This window comes from Chryseobacterium sp. GVT01B (assembly GCF_019970045.1).
Taxonomy (GTDB): Bacteria; Bacteroidota; Bacteroidia; order Flavobacteriales; family Weeksellaceae; genus Chryseobacterium.
On the sequence record NZ_JAHXYI010000004.1, the window covers coordinates 427,721 to 444,153 of the forward strand.

Below are 16,433 nucleotides of genomic sequence, written 5' to 3' on the forward strand. Positions count from 1 at the left end.
GCTGTTCTTTTATATTGTATTTTTCCTGATCCGTTGAATCTGTTTATGGGTTATCCAAATGCTCTTTTCAGCAAACTCTCTACTTTTGGCTCGCTGCCTCTGAAGCTTTTATAAAGTTCCATTGGATCTTTCGTTCCACCTGAAGAAAGCAATATTTTATACTTGGCTGCAATCTCAGGGTTGAAGATTCCGTTTTCTTTGAAATACTGAAAAGCATCTGCATCCAGAACTTCCGCCCATTTGTAAGAATAATATCCGGCAGAATACCCGCCCTGGAAAATATGGGAGAAACTTGGGCTCATTGCCGTTTCAGAATTGGAAGGATAAAGCGTTGTTGCTTTGGTATATTTATCTTCAAAATCCTTTACACTTTCATTTTCTAATTCTTCAACTTTAGTATGATAGTTCATATCAAGAAGTCCAAAACCTAGCTGTCTTAAAGTCTGGTAACCCTCCATGAAATTTTTAGACTGTTCTATCTTTTCAATTTTCTCGTCAGGAAGTACTTCCCCGGTTTTATAATGTTTGGCGAATGTTTTTAAGAACTCAGGTTCATAACAGAAGTTCTCCAGAAACTGAGAGGGAAGTTCCACAAAATCCCATTTTACAGAAGTTCCTGACAGCGTAGGATATTGGGTATCTGCCATCATTCCGTGAAGGGCGTGCCCGAATTCATGGAATAAAGTAGTCACTTCCTGGAATGTTAGTAAACTAGGAGTATCTTTTGTCGGTTTACTGAAGTTACAAACGATTGAAATATGCGGACGGGAATTTTCACCATTTTGCTTATACTGATTTTTGTAGCTGGTCATCCATGCACCGGCTCTTTTCCCTTTTCTTGGGAAATAATCAACATATAACAGAGATTTGTAAATTCCATTCTCTTTTACTTCATATACTTTTACATCTTCGTGGTATTTTGGAATATCATTTCTTTCCTCAAAAGTCAGTCCGAAAAGTTTTCCTGCCAATCCGAATACCGCTTCCTGCACCTGATCTAACGGGAAGTAAGGTTTTAATTCTTCATCATTAAGATCAAATTTCTGTTTACGAAGTTTTTCAGCATAGAATGCGTGGTCGTAACCCTGCATTTCTTCAATTCCGTCAGCTTTGGCTAAAGATTTTAATTCTTCAATTTCTTTATCAGCATATGGTTTTGCTTTGGTTAAAAGTTCGTTTAAGAAATCAAAAACTTTTACCGGAGACTTCGCCATTCTTTCTTCCAGAACAAAATCTGCATAGTTTTTATACCCGATAAGTTCAGCTTTCTGCTGTTTTAGATTAAGAAGTTCTTTAATCAGATTCTGATTGTCAAATTCTCCGCCATCAAAGGATTTTTTACCGTTTGCCAGCGCCAGTTCCTTTCTCAGTTCGCGGTTTTCAGCATACGTCATGAACGGAATATAGCTTGGGTATTGTAAAGTCACTACCCAGCCTTCAAGGTTTCTTTCCTTAGCCTCTTCTGCATACTGATCGATAATAGCCTCAGGAATTCCTGCAAGATCTTCCTTATTCGTAATATGTTTAAAATAAGCATTAGTAGAAGCCAAAACATTCTGTCCGAACTGTAAAGACTTCAAAGAAAGATCCATGCTGATTTTCTTTAATTTTTCTTTGTCTTCCTCATTCAATAGAGCTCCGCTTCTTACAAAACCTTTGTAGGTCTCATTCAGAAGCATTCCCTGTTCTTCGTTGAGATTATATTTGTCCTTTTCATCATATACTTTCTTGATTTTGTTGAAAAGGGCTTCGTTTTGAGATATTTTTGAAGAATATTCCGTTAAGATCGGAGAAACCTCCTGGGCAATTTGCTGGATCTCATCGCTGGTCTCAGCAGAATTTAAGTTGAAAAAAATATTTGAAACCACATCCAGCTGTTCCCCTGAATATGCCAATGCTTCAATAACATTTTCAAAAGTGGGTGCTTCCGTATTGTTGACAATAGCATCAATTTCTGCCTCTGATTTTTGAATCAGTTCTTTAAATGCCGGCAGATAATCTTCATTTTTAATGTCATTGAATGGCGCTGAATGATATGGAGTAGTAAATTTTTCTGTTAAAATATTCATTTTTCGATTTTTTATAAAAGGTAAATGTAATGATTCATTGGGAATCACAGCTGAAACGCTCAAAAATAATGCCTTACTCACAAGTTATGACAAAAATACTTATCTTTAAATAATCTTGTCATATGGAAAGTGGGAGTGATGTGGGAATATTTAATTTTGAAACAGATTTAAAATAAATAACCTTAAAATATATAGACTATGAAAACACTCTTAAAAATCATTGGTGCCATCATTGTGCTGGCTATCATCTATGCTGTAATTGCAATGCTGGCTTTCAGTAAAGATTATCATTATGAAAAATCTGTTGTCATCAATGCACCACAGGAAAAAGTATGGCCTTATGTAGGTACTTTAAAAGGCTACAATCAATGGGATCCTTTTTCCAAGGCTGATAAAAATATTGTGATTACCTATTCAGGGGACGGTGATAAAGTAGGAGATTCCTATCACTGGAAAGGTGATAAAAATGTAGGAGAAGGAGAGCAGGCAATTAGTGAGCTGGTTCCTAATCAAAAAATGGCTACAAAACTTCACTTTATAAAACCTTTTGAGGGAGATATGAAGGCTAATTTTGTTATGGTTCCTGAAGGAAGCGGAACCAAAGTGACCTGGATGATTGATAATGAATTGACTCCTATGATGAAAATTATGAAACCACTGATGAACGGGAACATGGATAAAATGTTTAGCCAGGGTCTGGGTGATCTGAAAAAACTTGCTGAAAAATAAAATGAAAGCCTTGTAAATTTTACAAGGCTTTTTTATTACAATTCTTTTTTCCTGATTTCGTTTATCAAGTTATTTTAGATTAGCAAAGAAATATTATTCAAAAATATTATCTTTATATAAAGAATCGATTGTATGGAGAAGATTGTATTTGAAAAAAGTGATATCAGAGACTTTGTGAAAACTACTATCGCAGAGAAAATTGAGAAGCTTAAAAACTTTATTGAATTTACCCTGGAGGCCAGCCGTGACATCAAAAAAACTCCGAAATATGACAGTATGAGAGAAGAAATGCAGGAGGAGATTTATCAGATGCAGAGACAGCTGGGGGCTTTGAATGATCTTAAAAGAAATATGGCAAAAGTCCTGAATACCGCTACAGAAAGAGTACAGCTTGGCTCACTGGTCATCACCAATAAGGCCCGGTTTTATATATCAGTGTCATTAGGGGAATTCTTTTTTGAAGGAGACCGGTTCTATGCAATCTCTCCCGAAAGTCCCATGGCCAAAAAAATGATGGGTATGAAATCCGGCGATGAGTTTACTTTAAACAAAATCCATCAGAAGGTTATAGAGGTTTTGTAAAAGTAAAATTGATAAGTTTCCGGTACCTATCAGCCAATCAAACATTAAACTTCCTTCATCCGGCTTCCTGCTTCCATCTTTTTCGTAATTTTGTTACATGAATAAAGCATCCATTTTAAAAGAAATCATAGAGCAAAGGAGAAGTATTTTCCCAAAAGATTATGCGGATACAGAAATATCTCAGGAAGTTTTGGAGGAAATTTTAAATGCTGCTACACTTGCTCCCAATCATAAACGCACAAAACCCTGGCGTTTTAAAATATTCAAAGGTGAAGAGAAAGCACAGCTAGCCTCAGAAATGCAGGCTATCTATAAAGCAATTACACCCGAACAGCTTTTCTTAGAAAAAAAATACAATGATATCGGTTTTAAAATCAATAAAGCCAATGTTGTAGTTTCTATCGTAGTTAACTTCAGCGGAATGGTTCCTGAATGGGAAGAAATAGCTGCTGTTTCAATGGCGGTTCAGAACATGTATCTTACCTGTACAGCGAATAATATCGGATGCTATTGGAGTTCTCCCAAAATTGTAGATGAGTTGAAAGATTCTCTGACTATTGAAGAAAACCAAAAATGTCTGGGATTGTTTTACATGGGTAATTTGGAATAAATAGCCCTGATCGAGCGGTTTGTTTAAGCTCTTTATCTTTGTAAAAAGAAAAAAGCGAGTAGCGAGAGCAGGTTCCCGGCTTCTGGAAAAATGAATTTTATAAAACTTTTTATCTGAAGCTTTTTACTTTAAACTTTTTTACTATCTTTGCACTCTTAAATATTTAACTGGGACGAGTTCCCGTAAAATTCAAACATTATGTCAGTAAAAATCAGATTACAAAGACACGGTAAAAAAGGAAAACCTTTTTTCCACATCGTGGTTGCAGATTCTAGAGCTAGAAGAGATGGTAGATTCATCGAAAAACTAGGAACTTACAACCCAATTACTAATCCAGCAACTATCGAATTGAACGTTGATTCCGCTGTACAGTGGTTAAACAACGGTGCTCAGCCTACTGATACTGCTAGAGCTATTTTATCTTACAAAGGTGCTCTTTACAAAAAACACTTACAAGGTGGTGTAGCTAAAGGTGCTTTTGACGAAGCTGAAGCTGAAAAAAGATTCAATGCTTGGGTAGAAGCTAAAGACTCTAAAGTACAAGGTAAAGTAGAAGGTTTAGCAACTGCTAAAGCTGATGCTAAGAAAGCTGCTTTAGAAGCTGAAGTAAAAGTAAACGAAGCTAGAGTTGCTGCTGCTGCACAAGCTGAGGCTGATGCTAAAGCTGCTGAAGAAGCTGCTAACGCACCTGCTGAAGAAGTTGTTGCTGAAGCTACAGAAGGAGAAGCTCCTGCTGCTGAAACTGAAGAAAACACTGAAGCTTAAGAACAAACCCTGTTATGCGTAAAGAAGATTGCTATTTTTTAGGAAAAATCACACGCAGACATGGACTTGCGGGTAACGTAATCCTTAAATTGGATACCGATCAACCCGAGCTTTACAATAAATTGGAATCAATATTCGTTGAAATCAACGGATTATTGGTTCCATTTTTTATTGAAAGATCATCATGGAGCAAACTTGATGCTCTGAATCTTGCATTCAAAAACTCTTCTGAGGCTATGGTAGACCAGGTGTTGGGTAAAAATGTTTACCTTCCGCTTGCTTCACTGCCTAAACTTTCGGGAAAACAATTCTACTATCACGAGATCATCGGGTTTGAAATCTTTGATCAAAATGATAACAACTGTGGAGTGATCAGATCTGTAAACGATCAGACGGCACAGGTGTATTTCATTACCAATCTGGATGGAAAAGAAGTGGTTATTCCTATGATCAAAGACTGGATTCTTGAAGTTGACCGAGAAGAAAGAATAATCAAAATGGAACTTCCTGAAGGGCTTATTGACGTATTTCTGGTTCCATCCAAGAAAGACGAATAGTTTTGCAATAAGCTATTCTTCCTCACTTTTCTACTTACTATTACTTCATTACTCATTACCCATTTTTAAGGCGGGTAAAAGATATTCCTGTACCATTTTTTCAACTTGTGAATGGGCATAAGGTTTATTGTAAGCTTGTGCGGTAATTACCATTACAACGGGTATTTTGGTGAAGATGATGATTTTGTTTCCACCATTTCCGCTGGATTGGTAAGCCTCATAACTGCTGTTTCCCACTGTATAAACTTTTCTCCAGAATAAATATCCATACCCTTCAAAATCGTGACGATCCGGAAAATAATTGGTAAAAGATTTCTCAACCCATTCTTTGCTCAGAATAGTTTTTCCTTCCCAAATTCCATTATTGCTGTACAGCTGCCCGAATTTTGCAAAATCAAGAGCTTTCATACGAAGTCCTCCCGCCAGAGAAGGTTTTTGCTGCGGAGTAAACTGCCATTTATAATTTGTGATTCCAAGGGGTTGAAATAACTTTTTATCAGCATAGTTTTTTAAGCCTTGTGGAACCGATTTATCCAAAATATCTCCGGTTACCACAACTCCGGCAGTGAAATAATTCCAGTTTTTTCCTGGTGTATTCTCTGTCATTGGCAGATCTAATGTGAAATTTACCCAATTTTCGGTAGGATACATATTTTCTTCATTTCCGGCAGATTCCGGGTTTTCATCGTTTCCTTCAAATCCGGAACTCATTGTCAACAAACTTTTTATAGTAACATTTTCTTTTTGAGAAGAATAATTTTTAAATTGTTTCAGATCATAAAATTCTTTCAGGTATTGATTTTCACTTTTTAAATATCCTTCTTTGACAGCAATTCCCGTCAAGGCTGAAGAAAATGATTTCCCTACAGAACGGGTATCCTGCAAAGAATCTCTTCCGGATCCGTTGAAATATTCTTCCAGAAGCAATTTTCCGCTTTTTATGATTACAATTCCGGTTATATTTTTAAACCTGTTTTCTGCAATTTTCTTATTCAGATTTCTGATAGCTTGTGTATTGATTTTTTTCTGAGAAACCTTCCATCCACTGTTGGATTGAATGGGTTGAATGGCAATCTGCTGCTCTTGAATGTTTTGGGAAGGAACACTGAGATTGATCTGACCTTCTGCAATAACAGGCCCTGTTTTGAGTGTAGAAGCGTTGAGATACGGACGTATTTCAATTTTTAAGGTATGATTTCCTTCCGCCAGAGCATCAATTCCGTTATGAGACATATAAAAGCGCATCCATAAATACCTTCCCCATGAATCTTCGTTTTTACTGCTGAGAAGAGGAATTCGCAATGAGGTCTTGACTTTTTTATGATCTGCCGTACCTGCACCTGTATTGAGATTTTCTTTATAGATCAGTTTTCCATCTACATAAAATGAGAATTGATAATTTCCGTTTTTGAGCAGTTCATCAACCGTCCAATTGGGTTCAAGCTGATGCAGATAATTAACTAGAGAGTTATCAAAAAAAGCATGAATACCAAGATCTCCGTTTTCCTGGAATAAAGGAGAACTGAGAAAATCCGAATCTTTCAGGTTTTCAAGAGAAATAGTTTTATTAACGAAAACAATTTTACCGAGATGATTTTTTTGAATCGGATTTTCAATTTTTTCAGGATTGACTATGTTTTTATTTTGTCCCTGATAAAGATAAAATGTGAAAATAAAGATCAATAATAGAACTGGTTTCATTGCTAGAAGTATTTAAGCAAAAGTAGCAAACTTCTTCATGGTAAAATAGAATGAAATTAACATTGCGATTTTATTATTCACCATATATTCTAATTGAACAGCTTTCTGAATTCTCCGGGAGACTGATTCGTCTTTTGTTTAAAGAGTTTACTGAAAGACTGCGGGTGTTCAAATCCCAATTCATAAGCAATTTCACTTACAGATAAACTTGTGGTACTCAAACGTTCTTTAGCAGAATCAATCAATTTATTCTGGATATGCTGCTGCGTATTTTGTTGAGTGTGTAATCGGAGTAAGGTTCCGAGATAATTAGGTGAAATATTCATTTGCTCGGCTATCGTTTTTACCGAAGGAATTCCACTTTCAAGAAGATTTCCGCTTTCAAAATATTGGGATAGGAGATCTTCAAACTTGTATAATAATTCGTGGCTTGATTTTTTTCTGGTGAAAAACTGCCGTTCATAAAAGCGTTCAGAATAGATCAGTAACAATTCAATCTGTGAAATAATCAGCTCCTGTGTAAATTTATCGGTATTTGCCTGATATTCACGTTCAATATTTTTAAGGATATCAACAATAATTATCTCTTCTTTATCGGAAAGGAAAAGAGCTTCTTTTACCTGATAACTGAAGAAATCATAAGACTTTATTTTCCTGGTTAATGAAGTATTCCACAGAAAATCGGGATGAATCAGCAATAAAAATCCGGTAGGCTCTACTTCAACATCCTGTCTTATTTCCAGACTTAAAAATTGTTGTGGAGAAACAAAGCACAATACACCAGAATCAAAATCATATTGCTGCTGACCGTAATTGAATTTTGGAGTGACATTTTTTTTCAAACCAATAGAATAAAAATTCTGGATCCACTTCAGTTCTTCATTTTCTACAACATAACGAACCTTGCTGTAATCTATCAAACTGATCAGTGGATGCTCAGGATTCGGAAGACTACAGAAAGCATGAAAATCTGAAATCGAATTAAAACGAACAGGCTGTTTCATAATAGCGAAGTTAAGTGTTTTTGTAAAAATTATAATACATGATATCATAAAACCTTGGACTACAGTCAGGCTGACTTCTAAAGTTTTATATTTAATTCATCCGATTAAATTAAAATATTAAGTATTAGGAATGTCATCCTAAGCGAAGTCGAAGGATAGTATCAAATTAAATCGCAGTAGAAACAGTAAGGCTTTCCCATTTCTCAGCATCTTTCTTTAAGATATCAATCTTATTATTCAGAAACTCCATCGTTCCTACTCCCAATAATAAATGTACCGGCGGATTTTTCTCTTTACTGATCTGAATCAGTACATCAGCTGCCTTCTCCGGATCATTAGGCTGATTTCCGTTGATGTCATTAAGATGAGCCTGTTCGGAATTCCTTGCAGCTTCATACGCTTGAATAGGATTGGAAGGTGTTTTCACAGAATCTTTAGTTAAAAAATCTGTACGGAAATATCCGGGATACACTACAGTAGCGTGAATTCCGAAATCTTTTACTTCTTCAGCCAAAGCTTCAGTAAATCCGGCAACAGCAAATTTTGTTGAGCAGTAAATTCCCCAACCCGGAAAATTAGCGGAATATCCACCAACGGAAGAAATATTGAAGATGTTTCCAGACCTTTGCTCACGAAGATAAGGCATGGCATTTCTGATCACATTTAAGGTTCCGAAAACATTTACTGCATAATTTTCTCTCGCCTCTTCATCTGTAAGTTCTTCCAATGTTCCGATTTGTCCATAACCTGCATTATTCACAACTACATCAATTTTTCCGAAATGTTCAACCGTTTTGGCAATGGCAGATTTAATATCGTTATTGTCTGTAATGTTTACGCTTAGCGGAAGGAAGTTTTCAGAAGTTTCTCCGAGGGTTGAGATCAGGGATTCAACGGTACGGCTTGTTGCAGCAACCTGAAATCCTTCGGATAATAATTTTTTTACCAACTCGAATCCTAAGCCTTTTGAAGCTCCTGTCACGAACCATACTTTTTTTGTTTCCATTTTTAAATATTTTTTTGTTTAAATGATGGTACAAAGATGGAAACTTACGAAAAGGGAAATGTATCCAAATCGGGGAATGATGTATCCAAATCGTGAATGGTAATTTTATTCGAGATGATTTCAATGATTTTTCAGAAGGTTTCTGTATTTCAGAGGTGTAATTCCTATATTTTCTTTAAAACATCGGGTAAAATGACTCTGATCTGAAAAGCCACATTCTATAGCAATATCCGTCAAAGAATGGGGTAAAGTCAGCAATTCAAGTGATTTATTAAGTTTTAATTTTCTGAGATATTCACCCAGATTACAGTGGAAATATTTATGAAAATCCCTGCTGAGATGAATAGGGTGAATGTTCAATGTTTTAGAAAGTTCCGTAAGATTCAGGCTTTCTGTAAAGCTTTCATGTAAAATTTCATTGATCTGGCCTACCCAGACTGGTTTTCTATCAGTGGTTTCCTTCTGATGGGTCAATTGACTGAAAAGGTGCAGTAATAACTGATTGACGGCCAGTTCAAAGGATAAATCATTGATTTTCGTTTCTTTGAACATTTGATAAACCAATAGTTTTAAAGCCGGATCTTTTATATTAAAGCTGCCTTCCACTTTATTTTTCTGAATGTCAAAACGATCAAACCAGCTTTGCGTGAGCTCGATATGAAAACCTCTTGTAAAAACATCCGGCTTAATATTGTAATGCGGATCTTCCCAATGATGGTACAATAATGTTCCTGCAGAACAGCCATAGGTCTCTTTTCTGTTTCCTTCTGTCATATTGCCCTGAAGCAAAAAAGTGAAATAAGCATTTTCATGATAATGCCAGTCTACGTAAGGATGTGTATATTCCGTATCTGTAATCGTCAATCCTTCTAAATTGACCAACTGATTGGTTTCCCCAAAATATTCGCCTTTACGAAGGGTATTCATGATAAATTTTGTTTTAATCGGTCAATCTGTTCATACATTTTATTAAAGAACATTTTCCTTTCCCGGTTTCCGGATTCGTTCAGTGATCGGGAGTTTTTGATCTGATGTTCAAAATAGCTCAGAGAATCTTCACAGGTGATTTTATCATTGGTCATCATATATCCAAACATGCTGAAAGGAACGAAAAAGGAACATTGCTGCTCATTTTTGAATAAAATACTGTTGTTTAAAATTACTAAATCATTGACATATATCTGGAAATTAGTTTTTTCCAGTGTTTTAATTTCCAGGCCTTCCAGTAATTTCCTCAGGTCATCAAGAATAAGATCCACATCATTTTTCTTCAATAGTCCCATTTCATAGTAGAAAGAAATTTGTCTCAAAGCACTCATAATCGTAGTGTCATTCCAGATTTCCGTTACGTTTTGTTTATCGTAAAGATCTTTAAGCAGATCATTCTTTACAGAATGGTATTCCATATTAAATTCATGAAACGGACTTAAGAATTTATCCTGATTCAATAGATTCATCCAGACATAAAACTTGAAACGGGACAGAATGGAATCTGAAATGGTATAAAAAAACGGGATGTCTTTTGCTGAATAAAATACTTTGGAATTGTTGATATTCTGAAAAACATTTAAAATTTTCAATGAGTTTTCGAAATAATTTAAAAGATCTTCGGTGGTTCTTACCGGCTGTGTTCTTTTGACGACCAATTGATTTTCTGTTCCCAGAAATTGATCCAATGAGATCTGATAGTACCTGGCAAGCTCCAGCGCTTCCTCAAAGCTGAACTTAGCTTTCAAAGAAGTTCTTCTGTGGGCCGCATCATAACTGATGTTAAGAATGTTGGCAATCTCATCATTTAAAGATTTTTCCCCGATTTTTCTTCGGATTTCCTTCAATAGAGCTTCCTGGTGCATAGTTTTGTGATTTTCACAAATGTAGTATTTTTTTTAATTTTTTTTCACATTCGGAACTGTGCTTTCTGCTGATAATTTTGAAATGTAATTTTAAGATAATGCGTTATGAAAACACGAATTTTATTTGCAGCAGTTCTTTTATTCAATAGTCTGGCTTATGCATCAGACAGTTTAAAAGCAGATTCTTTGAAACCGAGATTTATCGCAGCTTCTCCTTCAAAGAATGTTAGAAATGTCAACGGGATTTTATTTAAATACTATGATGAGGAAGATCATTTTAAGCCTAAAAAAGTAAACGGATTGGGAATGGGATTCAACTTCCTGGGTATTTTTCTTCCTCCGTTGATGCTTTTCAACTTACAATTACCAGGCAATGATGATTATGTAATGGTTCCCCGTGAAAAGATGAATACAATCAATGGACTTCAATTGTCTCTGATCAATATGGAGCCTACCGTTACCAATGGCCTGGAGGTTAATGTTTCGAGTAATATCAACACATATGCTGTGACTAACGGAGTATCTGTTTCTCCATTTTTTAATCTCCATCATGAGATGAAAGGTGTTTCTGCAGCACCGTTGGCCAATATTGGACATAAATGTCGTGGGCTGCAGATTGGTTTGTACAACAAATGTGAAGATTTCAGAGGAATCCAGATCGGCGGATGGAATGAAAACGGAAAAAGAAAACTTCCTCTCATCAACTGGAATTTTAAAAAACAGAAAACAAATTAGACATGAAAAATTATAAACTCATATTATTTTTATTCCTGTTTTCAGCACGTATTTTTTCACAAAATGCCACTCATGATACAGTGAATACCTCTACAGAAGAACCTTTTGATTATAAAAAATATTATGATTGTGATTTTGGAGAAGGAAATGTTTTGATTGTGATCAAAAAAGGGAAAGAGTTTACAGATTTAAAAGATTTAAGAAAATCAGGGAAAGGTTTTGCCATTAAAATGGAAGCCATCTATAGTATGGAATTCACGGACGGAAAAAGATATGAATCAAACGTGGTGAAAAATATTACACAGGATAGTCTTTCGATCACGAATTTTTTCAATGAGAATGCAGCTAAGTTGGCAGGACAGCCTTTTAAACTTATTCATTATCCTCTTTCAGCTTTGAAGTATGTGCGTTTTATTGATGACAGGATGCTGTCTCTGTACAGCAAAAAGAACATTCAGAAAAATTTTGACCTGATTGTGAAAAAAATGGATCATGCTAAAATGTGTCCTGCTGTTATCAATTTTAAAGATAGAAGTGGAGAAACAAAGGTTTGCCATTTTTATCTGACATCCCAGGGATATGATCTTCTTTACGAGAGTGATGGAAGAGTATATTATCTTGAGGGTAGAGTAGAATGGAAATAATTTTTTGAAGAGAGTGCAGCCATCAGTCTGTACTCTCTTTTTAGAGACTTATCACTATTAAATTTAATGAAAATATTGATTAATACATGAAAAAAGCAAAAGCAGTGATGCATCTACTGAAGAAAAATAATATTTTTGTAATATAGCTCGGATGAATGATGAAAATAAAATATTTATTGCTGTTTTTGATTATAGGGAATGTGCTTTTTAAGGCACAGATCAATAATGTAGAAAAAAATATTCTGGAAAGACTGACTTATAAGGAATTGGAACATGAATTCTATAAGGCCCTTCCGGGAGATACAAACAGCACAAAAAGTATTGCCAGTTCTTATCTTAAAAAGGCAAAATTTGAAAAAAATACAACTCAGATTGCTGAAGGGTATGTTTTGCTTCATTATGACGAAGATTTACCCAATGCATTAAAATACCTTGACAGCTTACAACACATCACCAAAAATTCAAAAGGAAATGCCTATCCGGCAAGAATCTACCTGTTAAAAGGAAACCTGTATTTCAAGACTGATAATCTCCAGGCTGCATTAAATAATTATATCCTGGGATTGAAATATGCAAAAGAAAAAGGAAATAAAAGGCAGATTGCCATGGCCCATACCAGTATTGCCTATCTCAACAATTATATAGGGAAACATGCGGAGACCGCAAAAGTACTGAGACATTATGCCTATCATGCCGATTATTTGACTGTAGATGAAAGAAATTCTCTCAAATTGAATCTCGCAGATGCTTATATAGAGATCAATAAAATGGATTCTGCTTATATATTGATACAGGAAGGTTTACAGGGGGGCAAAAAAAATAATGATGTTTACCGTTATTATCAGAATCTTGGGTTGCTGGGATATTATCATCTTCATTCAAAAAATTATCAGAAAGCGATTGACGGCTTATCGGAATGTGAAAAATATTTCTTTACCAGGAATAATGGTTCTAAGAGAGATCATAATTATACCCTTTTGTATTTAGGGAAATCCTATGCCGGGCTTCAGAAAAAAGAAAAAGCAGCAGACTTTTTCAGGAAGATTGATTCTATGGTTCTTAAAATAAATTATATTTATCCCGAGCTGAGGGACGTATACACTTACCTGATTGATTATTATAAAGAAAATAATGATAAAGAAAAGCAACTGTATTATGTAGACCGTTTTCTAAAAGTTGATCAGGTCCTGGATACACAGTTCAGGTATATTTCCAGAGAGCTTCCGAGAAGATATGATACGCCGGAACTACAGCAGGAGAAGGAAGATATTACTAATGAGCTTACAAAAAGAAAGAGTTTGTTTTATATTGTACTGAGTCTTTTATTGATATCGCACCTCCTGTTTATCAATGTTTATTTTAAATATAAAAAATCTGAAAAGAACTATAAAAAGATTGCCCAGGATCTGATTCAATCCGTAAATGAAAATAGAGTAGGGAAAAATAAAGAACCGGAAATCGAACAAGAAATTCATTCTGAAATTCATCCGGTAGAAAATACGGAAAATTCTGAAGACAAAACATCCAGAACTGTTTCTGAAGATATTGCTCAGACCATTTTAAAGGAACTTGAAATATTTGAAAACAAAGATCAGTTTTTGAATAAAGGGATTACCTTGGGAAGTCTTGCTAAAAAAATAAAAACAAACTCTAAATATCTGTCAGAAATTATCAATACTTACAAAGGGAAAAACTTCGCAACCTATCTCAACGATCTCCGTATTGACTATGCCATCAGCAGACTGGCCACTGACAGAAAATTCAGGTCCTACAAAATTCCTTTTATCGCAGAAGAATTAGGATATAATAACGAACAGGCTTTCACTTTAGCCTTCAAAAAAAGAACCGGAACTCCTCTTTCTATCTATCTGAAAGAAATTGAAAACATGTCTTCGGATTAGATTTAATTTACTGGTATTCATTTGGTTAATGTTTATAGATTCATGATTTTATGTATATAAATTTATGAATCTATAAACCATTCCCTTGTGTCATTCTTCCACTTCCTGCATCTTTGCTTCAGGTAAAAACACAACCATTTATTTTGTATGTGCACAATACAAGATATCAGTTCTAAGCTGTTGAATATTTAAATATCAAGTCAGGAACTGTATCAAAAAAATTAATAATGAAGAGGATAAAAACAGAATAATAATCAGAAAACTAAAATGCAACTAATGATGTAATTGTTCAGAATTTTAGAGATGTAAAGTGTAGTAATCATTTAAAATCATTAAACAGTAAATCCGGTGAATCCTCCACAGTTTAAAAGTATAGTTATAGTCTAAAAATGGATGTATGACCCGGTAATTTACCATGAACGTATCACTTAAAAACTAATAACCATTTCAATAAACTAATTCCATGAAAACCCAGAGTAAAATAAAATTTTATTCTTTTTAAAAGTGATAGTGTAAGTGTGTTCATTCCGGGTGTATCCGGATTTTATTGAAGTTCAGGATGATATTGAGTGGAAATGTACCTGAAAATGAAGAAGAGTCTGCAGAAGAAAAAAGGTGAATTTCCTGAACTGAAAGTTTAAATACCTGTTAAATGATTTTTAAAGACAGCGCAATCATCAAGTTGCGCTGTTTTTTTGTAACTTTGCAGACATTAATTTTTATATAAAAAATTTATCATCAACAAATGAAAAAGCAAACGATCAAAGAAATCCTAAAGGATTACAAGAAAGTATTACATCATGACATTACAGTTTACGGATGGGTAAGAGCATTCCGTTCTAATCGCTTTATTGCGCTTAATGATGGTTCTACGATTAATAATTTGCAGATAGTTGTTGATTTCGAAAATTTTGATGAAGAGATCATCAAGAAAATTAATACGGCTTCTTCTCTGAAAGTAGTAGGTGAGGTGGTAGAAAGCCAGGGAGCTGGACAGACTGTGGAAATTATCGCTAAAAAAATCATTGTTTTAGGAGATAACTTTACGGAAGAACTTCAGAATACAATTCTTCAGCCTAAAAAACACAGCCTTGAGAAACTTCGTGAGCAGGCACACTTAAGATTCAGAACAAACCTTTTCGGAGCGGTGTTCAGAGTGCGTCATGCAGTAAGTTTTGCGGTTCACTCGTTCTTCAACCAAAATCAGTTCTTCTACATCAACACACCGGTTATTACGGGAGCAGATGCAGAAGGAGCAGGTGAAATGTTTGGAGTGACGAACTTTGACCTGAACAACATGCCGAGAACTGAAGAAGGAGATATTGATTTTGCACAGGATTTCTTCGGTAAAAAAACCAACCTTACCGTTTCAGGACAGCTTGAAGGAGAAACTGCAGCTATGGGATTGGGAAGAATTTATACTTTCGGACCTACTTTCCGTGCTGAAAATTCTAACACTACAAGACACCTTGCTGAGTTCTGGATGATTGAGCCGGAAGTAGCTTTCAACAACCTTGAAGACAATATCGACCTTGCGGAAGATTTCTTAAAATATGTGATCCAGTATGTATTGGATAACTGCAAAGATGATCTTGAGTTCTTAGACAACCGTTTTGCAGAAGAACAAAAGACAAAGCCGGAAAAAGAAAGAGCAAAAGAAGGTCTTATCGAAAAACTTCAGAATGTAGTGGCTAAGCGTTTCAAGCGTGTAAGCTATACAGAAGCAATCGAAATCCTATTGAACTCGAAAGAAAACAAAAAAGGAAAATTTGCTTACCCGGTTGAAAAATGGGGAACAGACCTTCAGTCTGAGCATGAAAGATATCTTGTTGAAAAACATTTTGAAAGCCCGGTAGTATTATTTGACTATCCGAAAGAAATCAAAGCTTTCTATATGAAACTGAACGATGACAACAAAACTGTTGCAGCGATGGATGTTCTTTTCCCTGGTATCGGTGAGATTATCGGTGGATCTGAAAGAGAAGCAAGATTAGATGTTTTAAAACAGAAAATGGCAGATATGCATGTAGATGAACATGAACTTTGGTGGTATCTTGATACCAGAAAATTCGGTTCTGTGCCGCATGCAGGCTTTGGTTTAGGACTGGAAAGATTAGTTCTTTTCGTAACAGGAATGACGAACATCAGAGACGTAATTCCTTTCCCAAGAACGCCGAAAAGCGCTGAATTCTAGAACAATAAAAAAAAGCCTTAATCACAAGTTAAGGCTTTTTTTATTTTTCAATAGTTTATTAAGATGGGATGTATACTGCAAAA

The 16,433-nt window shown here is 35.2% G+C and carries 15 protein-coding genes; 9 read left to right on the forward strand and 6 right to left on the reverse strand.

The window, feature by feature from the left end; all coding sequences use genetic code 11:
- Positions 1 to 50: 50 nt before the first annotated feature.
- The gene (locus LC457_RS11860) at positions 51 to 2,069 is read right to left on the reverse strand and encodes a M3 family metallopeptidase (protein ID WP_223600011.1); all 2,019 of its coding nucleotides are present in this window, start codon (positions 2,067 to 2,069) and stop codon (positions 51 to 53) included.
- Between the two features lie 198 nt (positions 2,070 to 2,267).
- Here LC457_RS11860 and LC457_RS11865 point away from each other — a divergent pair, with 198 nt between their 5' ends.
- The 5 genes from LC457_RS11865 to rimM all read left to right on the forward strand — a co-directional run bounded on the left by LC457_RS11865 (position 2,268) and on the right by rimM (position 5,312).
- Complete coding sequence (locus LC457_RS11865; RefSeq protein ID WP_223600012.1) at positions 2,268 to 2,798, forward strand: SRPBCC family protein; 531 nt, start codon at positions 2,268 to 2,270, stop codon at positions 2,796 to 2,798.
- A gap of 132 nt (positions 2,799 to 2,930) precedes the next feature.
- A complete protein-coding gene (locus LC457_RS11870) occupies positions 2,931 to 3,380 on the forward strand; it encodes a hypothetical protein (RefSeq protein WP_047420780.1) in 450 nt (149 codons plus the stop codon).
- A 97-nt stretch (positions 3,381 to 3,477) separates the two neighbouring features.
- Positions 3,478 to 3,990 carry a nitroreductase gene (locus LC457_RS11875; protein ID WP_223600013.1) on the forward strand — a complete coding sequence of 171 codons (513 nt, stop codon included), beginning with the start codon at positions 3,478 to 3,480 and terminating at the stop codon, positions 3,988 to 3,990.
- 198 nt (positions 3,991 to 4,188) lie between these two features.
- On the forward strand, positions 4,189 to 4,755 hold the full coding sequence (locus LC457_RS11880; RefSeq protein WP_034698991.1) for a 30S ribosomal protein S16: 567 nt from the start codon (positions 4,189 to 4,191) through the stop codon (positions 4,753 to 4,755).
- 14 nt (positions 4,756 to 4,769) lie between these two features.
- On the forward strand, positions 4,770 to 5,312 hold the full coding sequence (gene rimM, locus LC457_RS11885; protein ID WP_223600014.1) for a ribosome maturation factor RimM: 543 nt from the start codon (positions 4,770 to 4,772) through the stop codon (positions 5,310 to 5,312).
- Between the two features lie 48 nt (positions 5,313 to 5,360).
- Here the strand turns inward: rimM and LC457_RS11890 are convergent, their stop codons facing one another.
- From LC457_RS11890 to LC457_RS11910, 5 genes are all read right to left on the reverse strand, one after another.
- Complete coding sequence (locus LC457_RS11890) at positions 5,361 to 7,013, reverse strand: serine hydrolase (protein ID WP_223600015.1); 1,653 nt, start codon at positions 7,011 to 7,013, stop codon at positions 5,361 to 5,363.
- Between the two features lie 89 nt (positions 7,014 to 7,102).
- The gene (locus tag LC457_RS11895) at positions 7,103 to 8,017 is read right to left on the reverse strand and encodes an AraC family transcriptional regulator (protein WP_223600016.1); all 915 of its coding nucleotides are present in this window, start codon (positions 8,015 to 8,017) and stop codon (positions 7,103 to 7,105) included.
- 166 nt (positions 8,018 to 8,183) lie between these two features.
- Entirely contained in the window at positions 8,184 to 9,023 is an 840-nt protein-coding gene (locus LC457_RS11900) for an SDR family NAD(P)-dependent oxidoreductase (RefSeq protein WP_223600017.1), read from the reverse strand.
- 120 nt (positions 9,024 to 9,143) lie between these two features.
- Positions 9,144 to 9,950, reverse strand: coding sequence for an AraC family transcriptional regulator (locus tag LC457_RS11905; protein WP_223600018.1), 807 nt, complete (start codon positions 9,948 to 9,950; stop codon positions 9,144 to 9,146).
- A complete protein-coding gene (locus LC457_RS11910; protein ID WP_223600019.1) occupies positions 9,947 to 10,876 on the reverse strand; it encodes an XRE family transcriptional regulator in 930 nt (309 codons plus the stop codon). The genes LC457_RS11905 and LC457_RS11910 overlap by 4 nt, the downstream gene beginning before the upstream one ends.
- Positions 10,877 to 10,981: 105 nt before the next feature.
- Between LC457_RS11910 and LC457_RS11915 the strand changes: the two genes are divergently transcribed.
- The 4 genes from LC457_RS11915 to asnS all read left to right on the forward strand — a co-directional run bounded on the left by LC457_RS11915 (position 10,982) and on the right by asnS (position 16,350).
- Entirely contained in the window at positions 10,982 to 11,611 is a 630-nt protein-coding gene (locus LC457_RS11915; protein ID WP_223600020.1) for an LA_2272 family surface repeat-containing protein, read from the forward strand.
- 2 nt (positions 11,612 to 11,613) lie between these two features.
- On the forward strand, positions 11,614 to 12,255 hold the full coding sequence (locus LC457_RS11920; RefSeq protein ID WP_223600021.1) for a hypothetical protein: 642 nt from the start codon (positions 11,614 to 11,616) through the stop codon (positions 12,253 to 12,255).
- Positions 12,256 to 12,410: 155 nt separating this feature from the next.
- Positions 12,411 to 14,156: a helix-turn-helix domain-containing protein gene (locus LC457_RS11925; RefSeq protein ID WP_223600022.1), complete on the forward strand. Its 1,746-nt coding sequence runs from the start codon at positions 12,411 to 12,413 to the stop codon at positions 14,154 to 14,156.
- 745 nt (positions 14,157 to 14,901) lie between these two features.
- Complete coding sequence (gene asnS, locus LC457_RS11930) at positions 14,902 to 16,350, forward strand: asparagine--tRNA ligase (protein WP_223600023.1); 1,449 nt, start codon at positions 14,902 to 14,904, stop codon at positions 16,348 to 16,350.
- Positions 16,351 to 16,433 lie beyond the last annotated feature (83 nt).

Coding starts and splice junctions, on each gene's coding strand:
- LC457_RS11860 (WP_223600011.1), bottom strand. CDS start 2,069: ATGAATATTTTAACAGAAAAATTTACTACTCCATATCATTCAGCGCCA.
- LC457_RS11865 (WP_223600012.1), top strand. CDS start 2,268: ATGAAAACACTCTTAAAAATCATTGGTGCCATCATTGTGCTGGCTATC.
- LC457_RS11870 (WP_047420780.1), top strand. CDS start 2,931: ATGGAGAAGATTGTATTTGAAAAAAGTGATATCAGAGACTTTGTGAAA.
- LC457_RS11875 (WP_223600013.1), top strand. CDS start 3,478: ATGAATAAAGCATCCATTTTAAAAGAAATCATAGAGCAAAGGAGAAGT.
- LC457_RS11880 (WP_034698991.1), top strand. CDS start 4,189: ATGTCAGTAAAAATCAGATTACAAAGACACGGTAAAAAAGGAAAACCT.
- rimM (WP_223600014.1), top strand. CDS start 4,770: ATGCGTAAAGAAGATTGCTATTTTTTAGGAAAAATCACACGCAGACAT.
- LC457_RS11890 (WP_223600015.1), bottom strand. CDS start 7,013: ATGAAACCAGTTCTATTATTGATCTTTATTTTCACATTTTATCTTTAT.
- LC457_RS11895 (WP_223600016.1), bottom strand. CDS start 8,017: ATGAAACAGCCTGTTCGTTTTAATTCGATTTCAGATTTTCATGCTTTC.
- LC457_RS11900 (WP_223600017.1), bottom strand. CDS start 9,023: ATGGAAACAAAAAAAGTATGGTTCGTGACAGGAGCTTCAAAAGGCTTA.
- LC457_RS11905 (WP_223600018.1), bottom strand. CDS start 9,950: ATGAATACCCTTCGTAAAGGCGAATATTTTGGGGAAACCAATCAGTTG.
- LC457_RS11910 (WP_223600019.1), bottom strand. CDS start 10,876: ATGCACCAGGAAGCTCTATTGAAGGAAATCCGAAGAAAAATCGGGGAA.
- LC457_RS11915 (WP_223600020.1), top strand. CDS start 10,982: ATGAAAACACGAATTTTATTTGCAGCAGTTCTTTTATTCAATAGTCTG.
- LC457_RS11920 (WP_223600021.1), top strand. CDS start 11,614: ATGAAAAATTATAAACTCATATTATTTTTATTCCTGTTTTCAGCACGT.
- LC457_RS11925 (WP_223600022.1), top strand. CDS start 12,411: ATGATGAAAATAAAATATTTATTGCTGTTTTTGATTATAGGGAATGTG.
- asnS (WP_223600023.1), top strand. CDS start 14,902: ATGAAAAAGCAAACGATCAAAGAAATCCTAAAGGATTACAAGAAAGTA.